19 protein-coding genes are annotated in these 19,773 nt (G+C 52.2%); 8 read left to right on the top strand and 11 right to left on the bottom strand.

The features are described 5' to 3' along the window. Positions 1 to 263: 263 nt before the first annotated feature. The 5 genes from FTW19_RS26480 (at position 264) to FTW19_RS17665 (ending at position 2,505) form a co-directional block, all read left to right on the top strand. The gene (locus tag FTW19_RS26480) at positions 264 to 443 is read left to right on the top strand and encodes an ATP-binding protein (RefSeq protein ID WP_222705602.1); all 180 of its coding nucleotides are present in this window, start codon (positions 264 to 266) and stop codon (positions 441 to 443) included. Between the two features lie 192 nt (positions 444 to 635). Further along, positions 636 to 998, top strand: coding sequence for a response regulator (locus tag FTW19_RS26370; protein WP_348641824.1), 363 nt, complete (start codon positions 636 to 638; stop codon positions 996 to 998). A gap of 3 nt (positions 999 to 1,001) precedes the next feature. Further along, on the top strand, positions 1,002 to 1,265 hold the full coding sequence (locus FTW19_RS26365; RefSeq protein WP_348641823.1) for a response regulator transcription factor: 264 nt from the start codon (positions 1,002 to 1,004) through the stop codon (positions 1,263 to 1,265). Between the two features lie 318 nt (positions 1,266 to 1,583). Continuing rightward, entirely contained in the window at positions 1,584 to 1,814 is a 231-nt protein-coding gene (locus tag FTW19_RS26045) for a hypothetical protein (RefSeq protein ID WP_222705472.1), read from the top strand. Positions 1,815 to 1,827: 13 nt separating this feature from the next. Continuing rightward, positions 1,828 to 2,505 carry an Imm42 family immunity protein gene (locus FTW19_RS17665; RefSeq protein ID WP_147648848.1) on the top strand — a complete coding sequence of 226 codons (678 nt, stop codon included), beginning with the start codon at positions 1,828 to 1,830 and terminating at the stop codon, positions 2,503 to 2,505. Between the two features lie 1,209 nt (positions 2,506 to 3,714). Here FTW19_RS17665 and FTW19_RS17655 read toward each other — a convergent pair. Further along, positions 3,715 to 4,605, bottom strand: coding sequence for a glycosyltransferase family 2 protein (locus tag FTW19_RS17655; protein WP_147648846.1), 891 nt, complete (start codon positions 4,603 to 4,605; stop codon positions 3,715 to 3,717). A 90-nt stretch (positions 4,606 to 4,695) separates the two neighbouring features. On the opposite strand from FTW19_RS17655, the gene FTW19_RS17650 reads away from it, so the two are divergent. Continuing rightward, positions 4,696 to 5,652: an SDR family oxidoreductase gene (locus FTW19_RS17650; RefSeq protein ID WP_147648845.1), complete on the top strand. Its 957-nt coding sequence runs from the start codon at positions 4,696 to 4,698 to the stop codon at positions 5,650 to 5,652. Positions 5,653 to 5,663: 11 nt separating this feature from the next. Here FTW19_RS17650 and FTW19_RS26475 read toward each other — a convergent pair whose 3' ends face one another. Both FTW19_RS26475 and FTW19_RS17640 read right to left on the bottom strand, forming a co-directional pair. Further along, entirely contained in the window at positions 5,664 to 6,221 is a 558-nt protein-coding gene (locus FTW19_RS26475; RefSeq protein ID WP_432445162.1) for a DUF6982 domain-containing protein, read from the bottom strand. Continuing rightward, the gene (locus FTW19_RS17640; RefSeq protein ID WP_147648841.1) at positions 6,125 to 7,537 is read right to left on the bottom strand and encodes a sigma-54 dependent transcriptional regulator; all 1,413 of its coding nucleotides are present in this window, start codon (positions 7,535 to 7,537) and stop codon (positions 6,125 to 6,127) included. Before FTW19_RS17640 ends, FTW19_RS26475 begins: the two co-directional genes overlap by 97 nt. Positions 7,538 to 7,919: 382 nt before the next feature. On the opposite strand from FTW19_RS17640, the gene FTW19_RS17635 reads away from it, so the two are divergent. Beyond that, positions 7,920 to 9,119 (top strand): sigma 54-interacting transcriptional regulator, encoded by a 1,200-nt coding sequence (locus FTW19_RS17635; RefSeq protein WP_147648840.1) that lies wholly within the window; start codon positions 7,920 to 7,922, stop codon positions 9,117 to 9,119. On the opposite strand, the gene FTW19_RS17630 is transcribed toward FTW19_RS17635, so the two are convergent. From FTW19_RS17630 to FTW19_RS17620, 3 genes are read right to left on the bottom strand one after another with little or no spacing between them, the layout of a single operon-like run. Continuing rightward, positions 9,105 to 10,286, bottom strand: a complete 1,182-nt coding sequence (locus FTW19_RS17630) for a glycosyltransferase (RefSeq protein WP_147648839.1) — start codon at positions 10,284 to 10,286, stop codon at positions 9,105 to 9,107. The two genes, FTW19_RS17635 and FTW19_RS17630, sit on opposite strands and share 15 nt — an antisense overlap. Beyond that, positions 10,283 to 11,611: a glycosyltransferase gene (locus FTW19_RS17625; protein ID WP_147648838.1), complete on the bottom strand. Its 1,329-nt coding sequence runs from the start codon at positions 11,609 to 11,611 to the stop codon at positions 10,283 to 10,285. Before FTW19_RS17625 ends, FTW19_RS17630 begins: the two co-directional genes overlap by 4 nt. Continuing rightward, entirely contained in the window at positions 11,608 to 12,552 is a 945-nt protein-coding gene (locus FTW19_RS17620) for a hypothetical protein (RefSeq protein WP_187143039.1), read from the bottom strand. The genes FTW19_RS17625 and FTW19_RS17620 overlap by 4 nt, the downstream gene beginning before the upstream one ends. 248 nt (positions 12,553 to 12,800) lie before the next feature. Here FTW19_RS17620 and FTW19_RS17615 point away from each other — a divergent pair, with 248 nt between their 5' ends. After that, on the top strand, positions 12,801 to 13,862 hold the full coding sequence (locus FTW19_RS17615) for a glycosyltransferase family 4 protein (RefSeq protein WP_147648837.1): 1,062 nt from the start codon (positions 12,801 to 12,803) through the stop codon (positions 13,860 to 13,862). A gap of 35 nt (positions 13,863 to 13,897) precedes the next feature. On the opposite strand, the gene FTW19_RS17610 is transcribed toward FTW19_RS17615, so the two are convergent. The 5 genes from FTW19_RS17610 to FTW19_RS17590 are packed head-to-tail and all read right to left on the bottom strand — an operon-like array spanning position 13,898 to position 19,770. Further along, positions 13,898 to 15,055 carry a glycosyltransferase gene (locus tag FTW19_RS17610; protein WP_246153768.1) on the bottom strand — a complete coding sequence of 386 codons (1,158 nt, stop codon included), beginning with the start codon at positions 15,053 to 15,055 and terminating at the stop codon, positions 13,898 to 13,900. A 5-nt stretch (positions 15,056 to 15,060) separates the two neighbouring features. Beyond that, positions 15,061 to 16,437 carry a TIGR03013 family XrtA/PEP-CTERM system glycosyltransferase gene (locus FTW19_RS17605; protein ID WP_147648835.1) on the bottom strand — a complete coding sequence of 459 codons (1,377 nt, stop codon included), beginning with the start codon at positions 16,435 to 16,437 and terminating at the stop codon, positions 15,061 to 15,063. Positions 16,438 to 16,439: 2 nt separating this feature from the next. After that, positions 16,440 to 17,369 (bottom strand): CpsD/CapB family tyrosine-protein kinase, encoded by a 930-nt coding sequence (locus FTW19_RS17600; protein WP_147648834.1) that lies wholly within the window; start codon positions 17,367 to 17,369, stop codon positions 16,440 to 16,442. Further along, positions 17,369 to 18,253, bottom strand: a complete 885-nt coding sequence (locus FTW19_RS17595; protein WP_147648833.1) for an ExeA family protein — start codon at positions 18,251 to 18,253, stop codon at positions 17,369 to 17,371. The genes FTW19_RS17600 and FTW19_RS17595 overlap by 1 nt, the downstream gene beginning before the upstream one ends. 2 nt (positions 18,254 to 18,255) lie before the next feature. Next, entirely contained in the window at positions 18,256 to 19,770 is a 1,515-nt protein-coding gene (locus FTW19_RS17590) for a GumC family protein (RefSeq protein ID WP_147648832.1), read from the bottom strand. Positions 19,771 to 19,773: the final 3 nt, after the last annotated feature.

Here is a 19,773-nt window from a genome sequence, read left to right as displayed (position 1 = left end):
GCATCAAATGCCTTCGGCTGCGAGACAGATCTTCGACCAAGGCACTCGTACAACGAATCCTGCAAATGATGCGGCAAGTCACGGAAGAGGGCAGGAACGCACTTCAACATCTCCGTCTCAGCGATACAGACAGTGAGGATCTTGCAAATGCGCTTTCAAAATTGGCGGTGGAATGCCCAACTGGTGAGATTGTCGATTCCGCGTCGTAGCGCGAGGCACCCCGCGCCCATTACATCTAGACATCCGCAACGAGGTTTACCTAAATAGCGCGTGAAGCGGTACATAACGCATTCATCCACGCTCAACCCAAGGCTGTGCATGTGGAGATATCGTACGCCAGTCGCTCTTTTCGTTTGCTCATAAGCGACGACGGCTGTGGCATAGACCCAAAAACCGTGAGCAAAGGCAAAGAAGGGTCATTGGGGCCTTGCAGGTATGCGTGAACGTTCAAAGTCGATTGGTGCCCGACTGAAGCTGCGAAGCCGCATTGGCTCTGGAACAGAATTGGAATTGACCTTGCCGGCTAGAATCGCATTCCGGAATCCACATAAACTCCCGAAATTGTTCTGGTGGCCCCGGCGCCTGCGTGACCATTCAATAATATCCAGCGACAACGGAAGGAGTTCCAACCTCCCATGACTGTGACCGACCCCATGAAGATCCTCTGCGTCGACGACCACCCGCTGATGCGGGAGGGCATTGCTGCCATCGTCCGCAATGAACCCGATATGCTTCTCGTTGGCGAGGCATCGAACGGCCGCGAAGCAATCCTCCATTTTAGAGAGCATCGGCCTGACGTGACTCTCATGGACCTCAGACTTCCGGACATTAGCGGCATAGACGCGATGATCGCCATCCGATCCGAGTTCCCGAATGCGCGTGTCGTTATGCTTACAACCTTCGAGGGTGATGCTGAGATTCAGAGAGCGCTAGAGGCAGGTGCCCAAGGCTACATGCTCAAGAGTATGCCGCGTAAACAGCTCGTAGAACTGATTTGAAAAGTGCACGCGGGCAAGAGGTATATTCCGCCGGAAGTGCTGGCTCACCTTGCCGAGCATCTCGGTCATGAAGCGTTGAGCAGGCGCGAAATTGAAGTCCTACAACAGATATCGAAAGGTAACCGAAACTGCGACATCGCAGAGCTTCTCTTTATTTCAGAGGAGACAGTCAAGGGGCACATCAAGCACATCATGGGGAAGCTAGGAGCGAGCGACCGCACAGAGGCGGTTGCTATCGGAGTGCGACGGGGAATCATCCAGCTTTAGATTCCTTGTTGAGGATTGAAGGCCGACACCGGCTTCCTCAAAGGCACTCAATCTAGGGGTTCAAATCGCTTCGAATGAGGCTAGTCTCTTCGGAGGTGATGGCTTATTGCCACGAGGAGGTGTGCGCTGCAAAGACTCTTCTCTATCTTTCCGGATGGGTGGCCTGGCGTTGGTCTCGTAATCTTACGGATTGCAGCAGCAGCGGACGCGATCGCCCATGGCATCCGGATTCTCACGGTATCGGGCACCACTGCATCTGTTTCTCCGATTGTGGGCTTATTCGCAGTTGTCGCGGGATTTGCTTTCCTCGTCGGATTTATGACCCCGATTGTCGGAACGACTCTCGCACTCGGCTACCTCATAGATGCAGTTTCACTCGTTGTAGGCAATGGAGCGCCTAAACCTACCTCGGCACTCATGGCTACCTACCTGACTATCATCTCCTTTGCACTTGCGTTGACTGGGCCTGGCGCATTTTCGGTTGACGCGCGTCTATTCGACCGCGTTGAAATCATCATTCCGGAACGTCATCGTCCTCCGTCTGACTGATCGCGGTAGAAAAATGTTCTCAGCCCGACCCGAGCAATGGCGAATCCCACTGGAATGGCTCAACGGCAGGGAAGGAAGGCATAAAGATGAACAATATCCCGAGCAACGTAAGGAAGCAACTCAGATGATCATTGGGGATCCCTCAATATTTGCTATTGAATCTATAATTTCAAAGGTGTCTGAGGATCAAGGGCTCCGGCGCCTTGGGTATTTTTTTATACACATTAGTGGTTTCGAATTTGGTGTTCGTACGAGATCTGCGACGATGCTTGCGAACTCCTTTGATGAGGTTGGCCGTCGAATCTCAGGAAGAGGAAAGCACATTGCGAATTTCTCGCGCAGCTACAGCGCGCAAGAAATTGCCGTTGCGGCACACGCTGTTCTTTATGCGGAGGGCATCCCGCTATCGCAACTGTTAGGACAGCCGACCGAAGCGGTTCTCAACGAGATTGAGAATGCGAGATTGGTTTGGGCTCCCGATGGAGACGCTGCGTTTGATGACGGAAGCATCGTCCTGCAGATGGATGTCGATAGAGAAGTTCGTTTGATCGGATTTCGAAATTCGGGCCTTCAATTTTCAGAGATTGGCGACGTATCCGAAGCTTGGCTAGACTCCAAGGTCTATTACGACGACGTCTTGAATGAATGGGCACGTCAATTCGTAGAGGAATGGGAAAGCCTCTTGAGGTAAAACCCTTGCTCATTGTAGATGTCGGCAATAGAGGCAAAGTTCCGATGCATGAAGTTGAAGAATGGATCGAAGATTCTCTCTTCGATGACACTGTGGATCTGGGGCAGGGAAATACCGGCAGCGACTGCGGCCTAGGTAGTAGTGAGGGTTTCCGCCTAAAGCCTCGCCGGGGTGGCCTCCCAGCTTTGTCGCGACGCCGCCACGACATTCGGTCGCCACGGGGATCTCGCTATGACTACCCACTGGGTCATTACTCTGGCCAGCTGTAGATTATTGATTCTTGTGGTGAAGAATTTCATTTAAGTTATTGAAAATGCGTGCGCAAATGGCTCTTTTGGGCGAAGATCGCCGATGGTTCCGTTTGGCCCACGGAATGACATCCAAACGCAAATTGCGTAGTCATTCCAGGCCCTTTATTTAACCATTGGCTCGACTTACGTCTTTATGACGGTGTTCGCGTGGTCCCTTTTGTTAGCAATGTCTTAAGCTACATGGCGACCGCGGATCTCGTAATTTCTCAGGGGGGTACAATACCTTGCTTGAAATCATGGCGTTAGGAGTAAGGTCGATTTGTATAGCGGCCGAGAGAGGTTTCGACGATCAGATGGCGCGGGCGAATCATTTTGCGATGGAAGGACGCCACGAAGTTCTCTCTCCTTTGTTTCAGGTTGATGCCTTGGCCCAGCAGATGGAGGCGGTCCTGGAAGCGAGTCCCCTTTATCCTTCACGAAGGATTGTCTGCACCAATTTTCTTTTAGGGGTACGACTCGGGGTACGGCAGTGGAAATCATGTTTATCTCTTTTATTTCCAACAAAAGTGAATCCCTGGGGCCCAACCAGTAATAGTTAAGTCATTTGTAATCATGTAGATGCAGCGGTCAGTTCGAATCCCTGAATTATCACAAAATCAAAGCGCCCAGCAGAATCTATCGTGGGTGCAAGTGAGATCATGGCCTCACGCTATTCAGAATTGAATTCAACAATGCCGGGATCGTACGAATGCCCGCAGACTGGAATTGGTAGTCTCTTTGGGGAGCACGAGCTGTAGCTGGCTCCTAAATGTAGTGTCTGCAAAGAGGCGGAGGTCGAGGACATTTTTAGAAAGGTGTTTCGCCGACGAACTCGTTGCGAAGAAAAGTTTGCCGTAACCATTCGATAACTCTAAAACCGGACTGGTACCTTAAAAGTTTCCGCTCCGGAGACCACTTCTTACGGACGGTGTCCCTGGATCCACTTCGCGCAGCTGACCGCGAAGGATTTATACCGAAGCGCATGCCATAGAGGAGATGGCCATACGCTAATCGATCTGAAAAAGTAACGAAGCTCTTCCGGCCTTTGCCCGGAAGCTCGCGCAGTAAGTGCGGCTTTATAGCATTGGTAGCTTAGCGCTCTTCGGGTCCAGAGCTTCTTTTGCCACCCTTCCAAACCGTCAAGTAATGAGCCATGCAGTAGCTCAAGAAAATTTGTGAACATGAGCGCGGCATCTGAACTCAGACTTCCTGGGTGAAGCTGATAATTTGTGAGCGGTTGAGGAAGTGCACAGTGCCCACCGTGGCGCAGCAAACGTATCCACAAATCCCAATCTTCGCAGCCGCGTAATGCAGTATTGAAGCCTCCCGTGGCCTGAAAGGAGGTTCGCCGAATCATCGCACACGAAGGAGAGATCCCCGGGTTGCAGATACGCAGCAGATCTTTTAATTTATCTGGCTGGACGAATGAGGTTCCATGTACGGAGCCGTCAGATTTTAGCTCGCGAAGTGCGGTGTATGAAAACGCTGCTTCTGGGGATGAGGTGAGAGCCTCTAGTTGCTGCTCTGACTTCTCTGCATGCCAAAAATCGTCAGCATCCAGGAAGGCGATGTAATCACTTCCCGTCTGTGCAACCCCTGTATTTCTGGCCGCTGAGACACCTTGATTGGCTTGGGAAATAAGTTTTACTGCGTTGCCGTACGATCTGACGATGTCTGCCGTGTGATCAGTCGAACCGTCATCAATGACCAGAATGTCGTTTGGCGTAATGGTCTGAGCCAACGCGCTTTCGATGGCACGGCTTATATATGGGGCTGCGTTGAAGGCCGGAATGACAACAGAAAATGACATAGAACCTCAGTTTTCTCCCAGGTCGCGATTGGCCCGTGGGTTGCAAAAACAGTATGCAAATGTATCTCCACACGGGATCAGGGGCTAAGAATGGCGAAGGTTTTAATCACTGGAATTGCGGGTTTTATAGGCTCTAGCATTGCGAGAGGCGTACTGAAAGAGAATGGAACTGTGCGAGGCATAGACAATCTCAGCACAGGGAAAGAAGAAAACATCGAAGATATCCGGAGTTCGATTGATTTCCGGTTTGCCGATGTGACGGATGCCCATGAAATGGAAAATGCTTTCCGAGAAGTGGACTATGTTTTCCACCAGGCGGCTATTCCATCGGTTCCGGTTTCGGTTGCCGATCCGCTCGGGACAAACGCGCCGAATCTCACGGGAACACTCTGTGTCCTGGAGGCGGCTCGCAGAGCCGGCGTGAAGCGGTTCATTTATGCAGCTTCTTCGGCTGCATACGGAGACTCGTTAGATTTGCCAAAGCGAGAATCCATGGCACCTGCGCCGATCTCTCCTTATGCCGTGCAGAAGGTGGCTGGCGAGTATTATCTTGCGAGTTACGCCCGGGTGTATGGTTTGCAAACAGTGGCGCTGCGTTATTTCAATATTTTTGGGCCAAGACAAGACCCTACATCGCAATACTCTGGTGTGCTGGCTCGTTTTATCTCTCAGATGTTAGAAGGGGAAGCGCCCACTATCTTCGGAGATGGAACCACTAGCCGCGATTTCACCTATATCGACAACGTGGTTAGCGCGAATCTGCTGGCAGCCAAAGCCCCTTCATGCGTTTCCGGAAAGATATTCAATGTAGGGATAGGGCAGGCTACTACTCTGTTCTCAGCGTATCAACAGATTCGCAGCTTGGTGAACTATGACGGCGACCTCCGATGGAAGCCGGAGCGTGAAGGAGATATCAAACATTCAGTGGCGGATATTTCTTCTGCACGGGCTTTGCTGGGCTACAACGTGGTTACGGATTTTGCGACGGGAGTCAGAAAGACGATTGACTGGTACAAAGTTAGCATGCCGCTTGCGCTTGCGAATTGAGGGATTGCGCCTTAGGGGCGCAATCCCAGGACCTGAAATTCCTTGATCTGACTCTTGATGATGTATACGAGAACGTTATTGCTCGTAGGGTCTGTGGGTGTGAGGAAGAAGCCCTGCGCGTGCAGATAGGCCGCATCGTTTTGCACGAATCCTTCGAGAGCTTCTCCATCCGGGAAGGTCACACGCACCCATAGATTCTGCAGCAGCTCTGCTCCGTCGTGAAAGAGAATATCTCGTCGCTCACGATCTCCTTCGAAGTCACGGACGAAGAAGATGGCCTTTGCTTCCGAGAGCGGATGATCTCTGGAGGCACGATCGGCTTCATCGACAAGCGAAATGCTGCCTTCAAGCACCGGAGGCTCTTGCCTGCTTGCGATTTCTTCAAGGTGCGACCGATCGATATAACCTTTGATTAGATGTTTGGTGTAACGAAGAACTGCGCGCTCAAGCCCCGCGAGATTCTGGCCGGGCCTTATATCTTCTTCTCGGTCAGCTCGTACTCCTTGATCTTGTAAAGAAGAGCCTTGTAGCTGATTTTCATCTTGCTTGCTGCTGCTTTGCGATTCCACTTCGTCTCCTCAAGAGCACTTGCAATAGCTGCCGCCTCGGCGTCGCCTTTAAGGCTGCGTACAAGTTGCTTCAGTCCTAATGCGTTGGATGTGTCCCCGATGGCGGCGGTAGGTGCAGTTGGTTGCCTTGCGCTCAACTCGGAGATGATGGCATGCTCATCGCCGATTACAAGGAACCTGCTTATGACATTTTCAAGCTCGCGGAGGTTTCCCGGCCACGGATATTGAATGAGAGTTGTCATCAGTGTGGACGAGATGGGCAGGGGATCCCGGCCATATCGCGAAGCAGACTTTTGCATAAAGAATTTAGCGAACGTACTGATTTCTTCTCGACGTTCACGGAGCGGGGGCAGGGTGAACGAAAAGCCATTGAGGCGGTAATACAGATCCTGACGGAAGGTCTTCTGCGCGATGGCGGTTTTCATGTCGATATTTGTCGCTGCAATCACGCGAACGTCTGCCTTCATGGGCGCCCGGCTTCCAAGGCGCGAGAACGTTCCGTCCTGCAGTACATGAAGCAGCTTTGCTTGCAGAAGAGCGGGCATCTCGCCGATCTCATCGAGGAAGATGGTACCGCCGTTGCAGATTTCAAATTTGCCAGGCTTGGTTTTTACGGCGCCTGTAAATGCACCTTGTTCGTATCCAAAGAGTTCGCTTTCCAAAAGTTCTGTAGGCATTGCGGCGCAATTGACCTTCAGAAACATTTTGCTGGCGCGATTTGACATCGCATGTGTGAATTTTGCGAGAACCTCTTTGCCCGTACCGCTCTCGCCCAGGATGAGGACGGGTATATCCGATCGAGCCACAAGACCAACCTGAGTCTCGATCTCTCGCATGCGCTTGCTCGAACGCACAAAGGATGTGTTGTCGCCAAGCGGAGTCTCAACGGGCTCTTCTGAGCCTTTTACTGAGGAGGCGATGGGTTGGAACTGCCGTTCGATAGCCTCCTCGATGTCTTCTGCAGAGTAAGGCTTACGCAGCAAACCGCTTGCGCCGAGGCGGGTGGCGAGGGAAAGCTCATCTACATTTGCAGAACTGGATGCGACGAAGACGACCGATGCGTCGGCACGGCTGAGGGTTTTAGAGAGCAGCGGACCCGACTTCTCTGCATTCTCCCATGCCATCACGATGGCATCCGGCGCAGGCGCGGCCTGTAAAGCCTTCAATAGAGCCTCGCCTTCTGTGAAAAAGCGCAGCGCATATCTGGGGTCGAGCTTGTCGGCAATGTAATTGGCGAGCGGCTGGTTATCTTCCTGGATATAAACCGTTCGTTTGGCGGTACGCATAAATGCTGCGGAGGAATGGGAAAAAGCCATCAATAGCTCCAAAACAGGTTTTGCGATCTCTAATTGTGTGCTTCAACAGGCGGCCCGCTCATCCGCTATTTGAAGTGAGTAGCAGTGTTCAAACGTTGAAGTCACATACACAAGGTAGATGCAACTTCGCGGCCAAACATGGGTACACATCTTCCGTTTTCCGGGCCAAATTGCGCAAAAAAATGCCTACGATGTCGGCTGATGAAGTTTTGGGGAATCTAAGAGAGAAATTCATTTCCATCCATTGGGTAAAAATGTTCTCTAACGAAAAGACGCAAATCGCCGGCAAATGTTGCTTGTAAAAATGAATATGGCCTTCTGGGCGGACTATGGCGATCTAAAGTAACAGGGAAGAGTACGGTACTTTGGTCGAATTATCAGGATGGTTATTGATGTGCTGCTACATTGTTGCCGCACATTAGCAATCGGCGACGCAGGGAAAATGACATACGTTCGGCCATTAAGTTCTTCGTTACGTTTCGGGGGAGCCCCAGCCCCGTTTCCGCCCTTCGATGTAATTTTTGGAACAACTCAGGCCATGCTGGATGTACGGCGCCGTATCGAGCTCGTGTCCGGTTCAGATGTGCCTGTCTTATTGCAGGGGGAAAGCGGTACAGGCAAGGATCTTTGCGCTCAATTGGTTCACGCCTTTTCTGCACGGCATCGCAATTCCTTTATTAAGGTAAGCTGCCCCGCGATTCCTCACTCTCTGTTGGAAACGGAGATATTCGGATACGAGAAGGGAGCTTTCACGGGGGCGAACGCTGGAAAGCGTGGTCGGGTCGAGCAGGCCGATGGAGGCACCCTGGTCTTGGATGAGGTGGGAAGTCTGGATGTTGCAGCCCAGGCGAAGTTGCTTCAGTTGCTTCAAGACGGCACATTTACAAGAGTTGGGGGACACGACCCGATATCCATCTCTACGCGGATCATTTCAATTGCCAACAATGACCTGCGGGACCAGGTTGCGGCCGGAACATTCCGACTGGATCTACTCTACCGGATCAACGCGGTTACGATCAATCTGGTGCCGCTGAGACGGCGCCGTGCGGATATCCCCTTACTTGTAGATCACTTCTCAAAGGTGCACGCAGGCAGCTTTCGGGTTTCGCCGAAGCCCATTTCGAAAGAAGTAGTCCAGATCATGCAAGCGTACGAGTGGCCTGGCAATATCCGGCAGCTGGACAACTTGATTCGCAGCTATAGCCTAATCGGGGATGAGGACCTCATTTTGTCGGAGGTAACCCCGAGGTCGATGAGGAGCGATCAGGTCACGGCCGAGATTGACCTCTCGAAGCCATTCTCACTGAAACAGATCACCAAGAATGCAACGAGGGATCTGGAAAAGCAGATCATTCTGAAAGTGCTCCATGCCAATGGCTGGAATCGGCAGAAGACGGCGAAGTGGCTCGATATTAGCTATCGCTCACTGCTCTATAAGCTGAATGAAGTGGGGATTCATGAGCATCTGGATGAGGATCAGGAGTCCGACTCCGTCCTCCCCTCTCCTGACGGATTTCGAAGTGTAGAGAGCCTCGATATCAATACCCAGGCAAACTCAACGCAGTTGCTACGGCGCCCTTAGTTTATTTGCGGCGCGTGTCTGTATTGCCTGGAAAAGGCAGTCGTATACGTCGGAAGCGACTGCTTTCCAGCTCCGGTTATGCCGCCTGGAAATTTCATCAGGATTCCAGCGGGCGCTCAACGTCTGATCCAATGCCAGCTCAAGCTCCTGGACATTTTGTGGCGCTACAAGTCGTCCGCAGGACTCATTCATCAACTCCGGAATGCCTCCGACTTCAGTCGCTACCACGGGCCGGCCCGCGGCTAGCGCTTCAATCACTACATTTGGGCATCCCTCTTTATAGCTGGGCAGTGTCACCAGATTCGCGGCAGACATCCAAAGGGCAACAAGAGCGCTTGTGCAAGGGGGAATAAGATGAATCCATCCGGACGCCTGATATTTCTGGATCTCTTCCAGGAGCTCGGGCTTATCCGGTCCGTCACCGATGAGATATAGATTCAGGCCAGGGCGCCTCATGCGTAGATCTGCCGCGGCGCGAAGCAGCTCTATCAAGCCTTTCCTGACATCAAATCGTCCCACATAGACGACGGCTTCTACGTCATGAGACATCCCAATCTGATTCCTCGCATCCGCCATGTCGCGGACGCGGAACACGGCGGTGTCGCATCCATTCAGGATTGCATGGCTGCGCTCGGGAGCAGAGCCGAGGCGTAGCGCGGTCTTCAGTAGGTCACGGCTGACAGTGATTGTGATATCCGCTCGCCGCAGGGTCGATCGCGTCAGACTTGCACAGATGGGATCGCTCATGCGGTTCAGGTCAGAGCCGATTGCGGTGAGCACTACAGGGACTTTGAGCTTTTGCGCGATGGTCGTTGCTGCCAGCCCATCAGGATAGACGACATAATTAAGAATGACGTCGGGCCGATAGCGCATTACATGCGGTAAAAGCTTCGCCGCCGCCATCCACCCATTAAAAGGACGCGAGAGCACTGGAACCACGGGATAGGGAACATATTCCACGTCCACTCCTCGCGGTCGATAATCACGATCGACAGGCAATCGTTGCCTGCGGCTGGCAGGCCTGATGCCCGCTGCGTCAACCGCATGCGGATAAAACACCTTTAGATCGCATTGTTGGGCAAGGTGCCGGAGCGTCTGGTATGCGGAATGACCGGCCCACGGCTGAAAAGAGATCGGAAAATACTGCGTAACGACAGCAACTCTCATCGGGTAACCTCTCGTTGCGAAGTGCCGCCGACAAGTTTCTGCAAGAGAGAAGCATAGCGGCGTGTAATCGATCTGCGGTGATAGCGAGCAATGACATCAGCTCTTGGACGAAAGGAGCATTGCGATGTAGCCGTTGCCTCGATAATCTGCGCCAGCAACTGACGGATGGAGTTGGCGTCTCGTACATCGGCCCATATGCCTGCTTCGGTCTCCTCCAGAATGCGCCGGATATCACCATCAGGATGGATGGCGGCGATGATCGGCCTGCCGCCACCGAGATAGTCATATACTTTAGCCGCTACATTAATCGGATCGTGAGATATCAGAAGGAGGTAATCCGTTGTCTTTATTGCTTGCAATGCCTCTGCCTGGGGTAAGACGCCTTGAAGGTCGATGATGCTCCCGAGAGACATAAGGGCATGCCGATAATGCGGACTCTCAATATGTCCGATGAAACGAATGCGCAAACGGCTTTTAATGATCTCGGGCAATGCATGGACCGCCTCGATAAACGAAGAGGGATCGCTGGACCGGTAGACTGTCCCGATGAATGTCAGCGTCACCGTGTCAAGAGCAGGCATTGATGGCATCGTGAGGCTTGGCTGGCTGTCATAACCGTTTGGCACACACACGAACTTGGAGGACGGCTCTTGTGGATAGCGCTGCCGGATAGTTCGTTCGGCAGCATCGGTGACTGCGACTACCAATGTCGCATCGTGGACAGCTTCTTTTTCTGTGCGAGCAGCGATTTGCTTCGCACGTGGGCTATTGCTGTAACTGACCAGGTCGATGGTGGTATTCAGCCACTCGTCACGAAACTCAAGAACGATTGGGAGTACTGGAAACTTCCTTCTCAAGAACGAAACCATGCGGGATGAAGAGAAGGGAGGCACAGTGATCAACACCAAGTCAATTTGTTTTTTGCGTATCAGTCTTGCCGCTGCAGGCACAGCCAAAGGCAGCCAGCCGATCTGTGGATCAGGCAGAAGCATATCTGCGAAGATTTTTTTCAACAGCCGCGGCTTGGACACACGGCCACCTTCCGCAACTGTGGCCGAAGTCGCATCAGAGGTTTCCGAAAGAATTCGCTTAATGGCTTTACGCACTCCGAACGGAAGGTCAAGCGTCCAGCAACGATGTACGATAACCGAGAATGGCACCTGGCTGGCGAGAGTATCGTCCCGTTGCACAGCAGGAGCGTTCCGTGCTGTCAGGACCTCTACCTCAATACCATTTTCCGGGAGGTATTTTGCCAGACTCAGCGCGCGAAGAACACCGACGCCACCCGCCGGTGGGAAAGAGAATGTAACCAGAAGAACCCTCACGAGGCAGCTACCTCGATGTCTGGTGCTTTTGCCGCCGCGCCTGCCGGGGGGAGCAGCAGGAGCTTATCGATCGCTTGGTACATCTGGTAGGCACTTGCCCAATGAAGCTCGAGCCCCCGTTCCCGCGCGATCTCATGCACCCAGCGAAACATAGACGCGAGAGCCCCAGAAGATGGCGTAGTGCCTAGAAGGGCGCCAGCATTATCCTCTCTGGCTGCATGGGAATGAAGCTTTACAAAGATGTCATCGCCAATACGCGGCGCAAGATCGATCCAGCGACCCACACGATAGGGAGTGGGCGGGTCGTAGATTGCTAGCTCGCCTGTCTCGATACGAGGCAGGCGCCTATCTTTAAAACGGAAGCCAAGTGGCCCCGGAATCATAAGCAACGAGTTCCTGATGCCCTCACCGGGTTTTACTTCTATCCCCCGGTCGAATGCCCGAGGACGGCATGGATCGCCCGTGGCCCAATAGATCTGGTTGATGATTCTGCTCTGTGTCTCAGAGGGGAAAGACGGCATGGTCATGTCCGCATAGCACCCAAGATCATGCAGAAGCTGCGCTTCTCCCGTTACCCCGCACCATCTTCCGTCGCGGCGCGAGTTATCTAATGCCCAGTTTCCGTGGATGAACCCAAAGACGATGCGGCCATTTTGAACGCGAAGGAAGTTATGCTGCTGGTGCAGACGATAGCAGAATTCAACCAATTTGTTTCGGAGTGAACGGGCTGTATCACGATCATGATGAATGTGAACCTCCACATCTACAATTTCTGCTTGCACAAGCGGTTCAATCTGCTGAAGCAGGCGGCGATCATATTCCTCCTGCGGATAAAAGAAGGTGTAGCACGGACGCTGGCCTGCGGCGTCTTTCGGTGCCATGTCGGCAATCATGGGCCAACGTGCTTGCCATGAGAGCACGCGTTTTGTTGCGATTTCCATGGGAACTCGCCCGCCAAGCGGTTCAAAGTGATCGGCTAGCGTAATCCATAGACGCTTCGGTTTCGACGCGCATGTTATGTGCCGCATACGATTGCGCAGATATGCCGAGAGCCACAAATGAAGGTTTTTTAGATGCAAGAGGCCTCCTCTATAGGCAGGAGCTCGCTGTAAAAAGGCGAGCAAATTGCATCTAAGTTTTGCAGAGAAGATTTCAAAGTAAACATCAGGATTCGTAAGAAAATTGAATAATGAAGATTTGTCACGCTGTTTACAGCCTTGAGATGGGTGGAGCAGAGGTTCTTGTTGCGCAGCTTTGCCGGCAACAAAAAGCGGAAGGCCACGAAGTGAGCGTGTGCGCTTACAGCAAGCTTGGCAGCGTAGGAGAGGCATTGCGATCCGAAGGCTTCGAGATTTTTGTACCCGGAGAGGGGCATCCACTGAAGACGATGTGGAGGTATTTGCATTACTTCCGCCGCATCAAGCCGGATGTGGTGCACTGTCACAACCCTGCGCCTACGCTTCAGGCGGCGTTTCCAGCTCGCCTGGCTGGAGCCCGATGTATTCTCTCTACGCGGCATAGCCTGGTTGCTCCTCCGTACGATATGAAGGAAGAGAAAAAGTACAAACTCATGGCCCGAAGCTGCGACTGGATCGTTGGAGTGTGCGAGACCACGTGTGAAAACCTGCGCGGCATACCTTCTGCGCAGGTGAACAAAATTGTGCGCGTTTACAACGGTTCGGCGCCAATCGTTAGGATTGTGGACAATCTTCCGCAGGCGGCGGAGCTTCGATTGTTGTTTGTCGGACGACTTGCGGAGATCAAGGATCTTCCTACTTTGCTGAGAGCCGTTGCTATCGCTCGTAAACGGGTCCCTGGTCTGCGACTGTCTATTGTGGGCGACGGCCCCGCGCGAAAGGGCTTGGAACAATTTACCCGTGATCTTGCGATCGACGACTGTGTCACGTTCTGGGGGCAACATCTCGACACGGCACGCTTCTTTTCCGAAGCGGATGTGTTTGCCATGTCTTCTGTATCGGAGGGCTTGCCGATGTCCATGCTGCAGGCGATGTCTTCCGGAGTTCCAATAGTTGCGACGGATGTCGGAGGGATGGCGGAAGTTGTTCGCTTCTCCGAAGGCGGCTTGTTGAGTCCGGTGAAGGATTCCGCCGCAATGGCCCGATCGATCGAAAGATTCGCCCTGAGCCGGGATCTTCGAAGACAGTGCTCGGAAAAGGCTCGTTTCTGCTATCAGCAGAACTTTACCCTGGAGGCTATGAGCCGCAGCTATATGGAGCTGTATAGGGCATGAATAATTGCGCGGAGATGTATTCGCAAAGAGCATCATCAGCCTTTTTCCTGCAATTGCGCGGACGAGCCTGGAGCATTGACCCAAATTTTATGCAGCGGGCCCTGCGTAAAAAGAAATTTGTATAGCGCCATTACAGCCGCGCAGTTCAGCACCAGGAAAGCGGATGCCGATGATGCGAGGCGGTGAACTACAGGGACTCTATGGCGGAGTGCCGCAGCTGCGAGTATCCAGAAGCCCCACTGAAGTAACGCGAGCACCAGCCAATGATGCCTGGAGAACGCAAGCATCGTTGAGGTGACGAGCGCGCAAATAAGAAAATAAGGAGCAATCAGACGCGCTATCTTATGCGAAAAGAACTGAAGAAACAGCCTATTCCGGGGAGTCAGCAACCAGGGAGAATGTGCGATAAGCTGGAAGTTTCCTGCAAGCGTCCGTACCTTTCGTAGAAACTCATCTCGGATCTCCGATGGCCAGATGTCGACGGCACGTGCGGCTTTGTCAATGACGCATCGATAACCCTTGCTCATAATCATCAGTGGTTGAAACATATCGTCAAGGAGAAGGCCGTCTGGAAATTCATCGACGAGCGACTTGCGCGCCGCATAAAATCCGCCATAGACACCTAGCGGAGAGTCCCATGCGGCTTCATTCATCCGGATCCATTGTTCGTATCGCCAGTACAGCCCGCTTACCGCGGAAGCTGCTCCGTCATGTGTCGTTTTGCGAAGTTCCAGTTCACCGGTTACGCATCCGACAGACGGATCCGCAAAATTTTCTATAAGGTGCGATACAGAATGCACCTCGAACTGAGGACGTACATCCACGAAGAAGAGAATTTCTCCGGTTGCCATTGAGATCCCCCGATTCAGTGCGGAGGCTTTTCCGTGGTGCTCCGACAGAAGGACTAGATATAAGCGAGGATCGCTGCTTCCCTGCAATATGCAATTGGTTCGATCGGTGGAACCGTCAGAGACCACGATGATCTGCTGGACCTGGGAAGCAGGCAATGATGTAAGCCGTTGGAGCTGATGCTCCACAAGGTGTTCAGCGTTAGACACCGCCATGATGGCGCTCACCGATGCGGGATATGGCGCTTTCTCCCATCGCTTTGGATAAAGCTGCGCCATCAAAAACATGAAGAGTGGATAAACGATATACGTATAGATAAGCGCAGCCAGCGAAATGAAAAACATATCGATCACTGTGCGCCTCTTCTGCGAACGATGGTCTTGATCGTCTCGAACATGATCATCAGGTCGAGCCCTAGAGACATATGTTTTATGTAATAGAGGTCATACTCAAGTTTTTCGCGGCTATCTTCAAGCGTCGCTCCATATTTGAATCGGACCTGTGCCCATCCAGTAAGGCCAGGGCGAATCATGTGTCGGAGATCGTAAAATGGCAGTTGTTCCGCGAGCCATGGAACAAACTCTGGTCTTTCAGGACGAGGACCGACAAGGCCCATATCGCCTCGTAATACGTTCCATAACTGAGGGATCTCGTCGATGCGGGTTTTTCGCATGAAATGACCGAAGGATGTGATTCTTGGATCATTGCGCGTGGCCCATTTTGCTCCACTGGCTTCCGCATCCTGAACCATGGAGCGAAATTTATAAACGGAGAAGGTTTTTCCATTCATGCCAATGCGTGTTTGTCTGAAGAATAGAGGGCCGCTGGAAGAGAGCCGGACAGCGAGAGCTACGAATGGAAAGAACGGAAGAAAGAGTAGAAGGCCCAAAGCGGCTACGAGAAAAGATGCAATGCGGCGAGTAAGCTGTTGCGACGGCCGCACACGAAATCCCTCAGTAAACAGGAAGCTACTGGGGCGCAATCCATCAAGCTGAATTTTTCCCGACAGACGTTCGAGAAAGCCGCCCGCTTCTTCAATCGCAACGCCCTTGAAACGCAATGCAAGCAGTTCCTGCACCGGAAGCTCGCCACGGCGATCTTCCATTGCAATGATCACGCGGTCAACCGAGGGCTGAAAGAGATCAAATTTGGACAACGCGTCAATTGCATTTCTTCTTCGTGCATTTTTCTCCGAGGACAATCCATCTCCCCCGATGATCCTCATCCCGAGGTCTTTCCGTTCGCTGATGACCTGAGCTACCGAGAGTGCGTAATCTCCCCCGCCAAGTACATAAACGCGCTCGCAGAAGACCTTCTTTGAGAGAACCCAATCGAACGTGCGGCGCCACAAAAGAAGTGCGATGGTAAGAAACAAAAAGCCGAGAGGGAATATGTTGGGGGCCATCCCCACATTAGGAAGGAGAAAAATCAACCCAGAGGTCGCCAAGCATAACAGTCCTACTACGAAAAGAACTCGGAAATAGATCTCACGGCGGTCGAGCAGAAGCTGGGGTTCGTAGAGATCGAAGTAGTAGGAAAACAGAATTGTCAGCAGAGTAAGGCAAGCCAGCTTCGGCAAGCCGTATTCGTAATTCAGGGCGATGTATGCATCAGATCCAAGGACAAGAACCGTTGCCATGAGAAAGCAACCGACAGTAATAATCGCTTCTCCCAAAAGAAGAAATACGGTCCGAGTGGGATAGTAAACATTCAAAACGCGAATCATTACTACTCCTGTTTGTCATAAGGGCCGTCATAGCCGTAGTAGTCGTCTTTGATGGTTTTCCGGCTTCCGTTGAGTACAAACCCGAGAAGATTTGCCGATCTGAATTCGCTGGCCGCTCGCTGTGCATCCGCAGCCTGGGTGACACCTTCGCGAGCCACCAGCAACACGCCGTCACTTGAGCGCGCCAAAGCGGTTGCGTCCGACACCAGGCAGACAGGGGAAGAATCGATGATGATCCAATCGAAGAGCGACGACAGTGTCTGGATCAATTTGCTGAAGTTCCCATTTGCGGCTAGATCGCCCGCTTTCTCGCTCGCATTGCCGCCACCAATGAAGGTCAGGGCTTCCAGACGCCGCAAATTGGGGTCATTGGTACCGGAGTATTGCTGCATGATGTCAAGCATCTGGGTATCGCCTGATAGATAGCTCGCTAAGCCGGGCTGTGAGCTGCAGCCAATGATCTTGTGAAGCGTGTAACGGCGCATATCTCCATCGATCAACAAAACCTTGCTGTTCTGATGCATTGCAAGGCACATGGCGAGATTGGCGGCGATGAAGCTCTTGCCTTCCTGTGGCATTGCACTACTGATCAAAATAGATTTCAGCGGCTGATGCGAACGCAGTTCATAGAGCCTTGAGCGCAGACTCCTGAATTGCTCAACCAGCGTCCCTCTGCGGTCGAGCGCGGGAAGGTGTGAGGTATCTGGATTCCAATTCCTTCTGCTGATGGCGCCTCGAGGAGAAAAAATCGAGTACGTCAAATCCTCTTTGAGACCATGTGCTGCAGGAACAGCATCCACTTCCTCAGGACGAGCGATCTTCAATTCTGTCGCAGATGTCCTGGCCGCAATGTCTTCAGGCTGTTGATCTTCTAAGCCGACGGAAAGCCGGTCCAGTTCCGCTCTGAGCAGAGCCTCATAAATCTTGCTCATTACGCCGACCTTTCTTTTTGAGAGGTGATGAGATCTTCTGAGGGATTACCGGGTTCAGACGTATTCAGCATGCTCGTCTCTACAAGGCCGAGGTCATGAACTACATCGTAGATAACCATCTCTTCAATCTGTGGCGTCTGGTCTACAAATCCAAAGACGAGGGCATGTTCGCAAATGAGATTGATGACCCGTGGAATGCCACGGCTGAAGCGATGGATCAATTTCAGAACAGAACCGGGAAAAATTGGTTTGTCGGTGCCGGAGACATAAAGACGGTGCTGTATGTACGCTGCGGTCTGCTGCTCATCGAAAACAAATGTTCGTGAGTAAAGCGCGATTCGTTGGCGCAACTGTCGCAATGCAGTCATGCGAAGACGTTCTTCCAATTCAGGCTGTCCCGACAAAACGATCTGCAGAAGCTTCTCGGATGAAGTTTCAAGGTTGGTGAGCAGACGAATTTCCTCGAGCATGTCGGCGGAAAGGGAATGGGCTTCGTCGATGATGAGGACGCAGATTTCCTTCCGGGAAAACCGATCAATCAACCATTTGTTGAGCGCCATCAGCATCGCCGACTTGCTTCTTGAGGCGCATGCGATACCGAAGTCGGTCATTACGAACTCAAGAAAGTCGGCGGCTTCAAGACGCGGATTGAAGACGAACGAAGTGTGAATGTTATTTGCTCGAACAGATTCGAGCGCGCTTCGTAGAAGGGTCGTCTTACCTGTCCCAACCTCACCCGTGAGAACGATGAACCCTTTTCTACTGCTGATTCCATATTGCAGGCAGGCAAGCGCCTCTCTTGTAGCTGGCGTTGCGTAAAGATACCTGGGGTCGGGACTAAGGCCAAATGGATTACTGTTGAGTCCGTAGAACGATTTATACATTGCTATCTTTGCGCCCCCGGAGTAATTTCTGCTCTCCCTAGGAAGGCATCTTGCTTCGGCAAATTCTCAATACGAGCATCAGGCAGGGCAAGATCAATGAGCGAGATAACGGCGAGCGTAGGAAGCTTCGTGAGCTGCCAGATGTCGTCTTCTGTACGAAGTGATTGGTCCTTGTGTTCGAGCAGAACGACAATTCCTATGCCGAGTAGTAGGCCAAGAGCAAAGCCACCGCCTGCAAAATAAAGACGCTTGGGAAAAACGGGAGCGTCAGGTAAATTCGGTTCATCCATAACGCGAAATTGCTCCCCTTGATTTCTACGCTCCAGATCGGTCGCCATCTTCGACTGGTTCATCTTCGAAAGTAGCGTCTCATAAAATTTCTGAGCTGTTTCGTTGTCACGAGTAACTTCCTTGTATTCTTCTTCGACTAACGGGCTGGCTTGAATCCGCCCTTGATAGACACGGATTTCATCCTGTATTTGTACCTGCTCATGACGCTTCGCCTGTATTCCTTGTTCGGCGGCGCGAATTTGCGCTCGCAGCTGCTGCATGCCAATGGGTTCAGCATGAGGCAGGGCAGGGGTAATTGCGGGAGTGGAAGAGGGCGCCTGATTCATCTTTGCCCGAAGTTCAGCGATCTTTCGGCGCACGGCTTTCAGGTCCGGATAGTCGGGTGTGTAACGATTCGCCAAGTCAGTCTCTTGCGAGACAAGCTGTTCTAGTTCCGCCTGCTGCGCGGAGAGCGAAGTGCCTGAGGTGGAAGATACAGGCACTTCACGAAGCTGTTGTGCAAGCATGGACTCGGCATAAGTTTTGTCTTGTTCCACGCGGGACAGCTGCTGCGTAATAGCTTCTAGCTGTGTGTTCAGACTGGTCAGCATGTTTACATTCGGAGACTGTTGATCCGGGAGCTTGCCAATGTATTTCCGCTGAAACTCGGCGAGCCGAGCGTCTTGTTCGTCGAGTTTTCGTTTCGCGTCGGCGAGCTGACCTTTCAAGAAATCTGTTGTACCAACAGCTGATTGTTCACGGTCGCGTAAGTTTTCATTCACGAAGAGAGAGGTGATCTCTCCGCAGACTGCCTGGGCCGTTCTTGGATCGCCGGCTTTGAAAGTGATAAAGAAACCAGGAAGGCCTCCTGAACGAGCAATCTCAGAGTGAATCGGCTTGACATCTATATTTTTGCGAGCCGCGTTCACGCGGTCTTCCATCTGCGCTCCAGGATAAAGACTGAAACGTTCAATGATCGGTTGCAGTCTGGAGCGGCTAAGGATCTGCTCTTTCATGGATGCCAATCGGTCATCCAGATCTGATGTCACTACAGGCTTAACGTAGTCATCCGGAACTTTTTGCTGTTCGATTAATACCAGCGTCTGAGAAAGAAATTTCGGTTGAATGAAGAATGTGATCACAACGCCGGCGATGGGCAGCAGAATGCTCGGGATCAGAATGACCCAGCAATGTCGCTTCAAAATATCGAGATAATCCTGAAATCGTAAGGAGCGATGTCCAAGCATGAA

The organism is Terriglobus albidus (assembly GCF_008000815.1).
Taxonomy (GTDB): Bacteria; Acidobacteriota; Terriglobia; order Terriglobales; family Acidobacteriaceae; genus Terriglobus; species Terriglobus albidus_A.
This window is presented reverse-complemented; position numbering and strand designations above follow the sequence as displayed.

Bases quoted from the DNA above. Each gene is read 5' to 3' on its own strand.
- FTW19_RS26370 (WP_348641824.1), top strand. From the start codon at position 636: ATGACTGTGACCGACCCCATGAAGATCCTCTGCGTCGACGACCACCCG.
- FTW19_RS26045 (WP_222705472.1), top strand. From the start codon at position 1,584: ATGACCCCGATTGTCGGAACGACTCTCGCACTCGGCTACCTCATAGAT.
- FTW19_RS17665 (WP_147648848.1), top strand. From the start codon at position 1,828: ATGTTCTCAGCCCGACCCGAGCAATGGCGAATCCCACTGGAATGGCTC.
- FTW19_RS17655 (WP_147648846.1), bottom strand. From the start codon at position 4,605: ATGTCATTTTCTGTTGTCATTCCGGCCTTCAACGCAGCCCCATATATA.
- FTW19_RS17650 (WP_147648845.1), top strand. From the start codon at position 4,696: ATGGCGAAGGTTTTAATCACTGGAATTGCGGGTTTTATAGGCTCTAGC.
- FTW19_RS17640 (WP_147648841.1), bottom strand. From the start codon at position 7,537: ATGGCTTTTTCCCATTCCTCCGCAGCATTTATGCGTACCGCCAAACGA.
- FTW19_RS17635 (WP_147648840.1), top strand. From the start codon at position 7,920: ATGGTTATTGATGTGCTGCTACATTGTTGCCGCACATTAGCAATCGGC.
- FTW19_RS17630 (WP_147648839.1), bottom strand. From the start codon at position 10,286: ATGAGAGTTGCTGTCGTTACGCAGTATTTTCCGATCTCTTTTCAGCCG.
- FTW19_RS17620 (WP_187143039.1), bottom strand. From the start codon at position 12,552: ATGGAAATCGCAACAAAACGCGTGCTCTCATGGCAAGCACGTTGGCCC.
- FTW19_RS17615 (WP_147648837.1), top strand. From the start codon at position 12,801: ATGAAGATTTGTCACGCTGTTTACAGCCTTGAGATGGGTGGAGCAGAG.
- FTW19_RS17610 (WP_246153768.1), bottom strand. From the start codon at position 15,055: ATGTTTTTCATTTCGCTGGCTGCGCTTATCTATACGTATATCGTTTAT.
- FTW19_RS17605 (WP_147648835.1), bottom strand. From the start codon at position 16,437: ATGATTCGCGTTTTGAATGTTTACTATCCCACTCGGACCGTATTTCTT.
- FTW19_RS17600 (WP_147648834.1), bottom strand. From the start codon at position 17,369: ATGAGCAAGATTTATGAGGCTCTGCTCAGAGCGGAACTGGACCGGCTT.
- FTW19_RS17595 (WP_147648833.1), bottom strand. From the start codon at position 18,253: ATGTATAAATCGTTCTACGGACTCAACAGTAATCCATTTGGCCTTAGT.
- FTW19_RS17590 (WP_147648832.1), bottom strand. From the start codon at position 19,770: ATGCTTGGACATCGCTCCTTACGATTTCAGGATTATCTCGATATTTTG.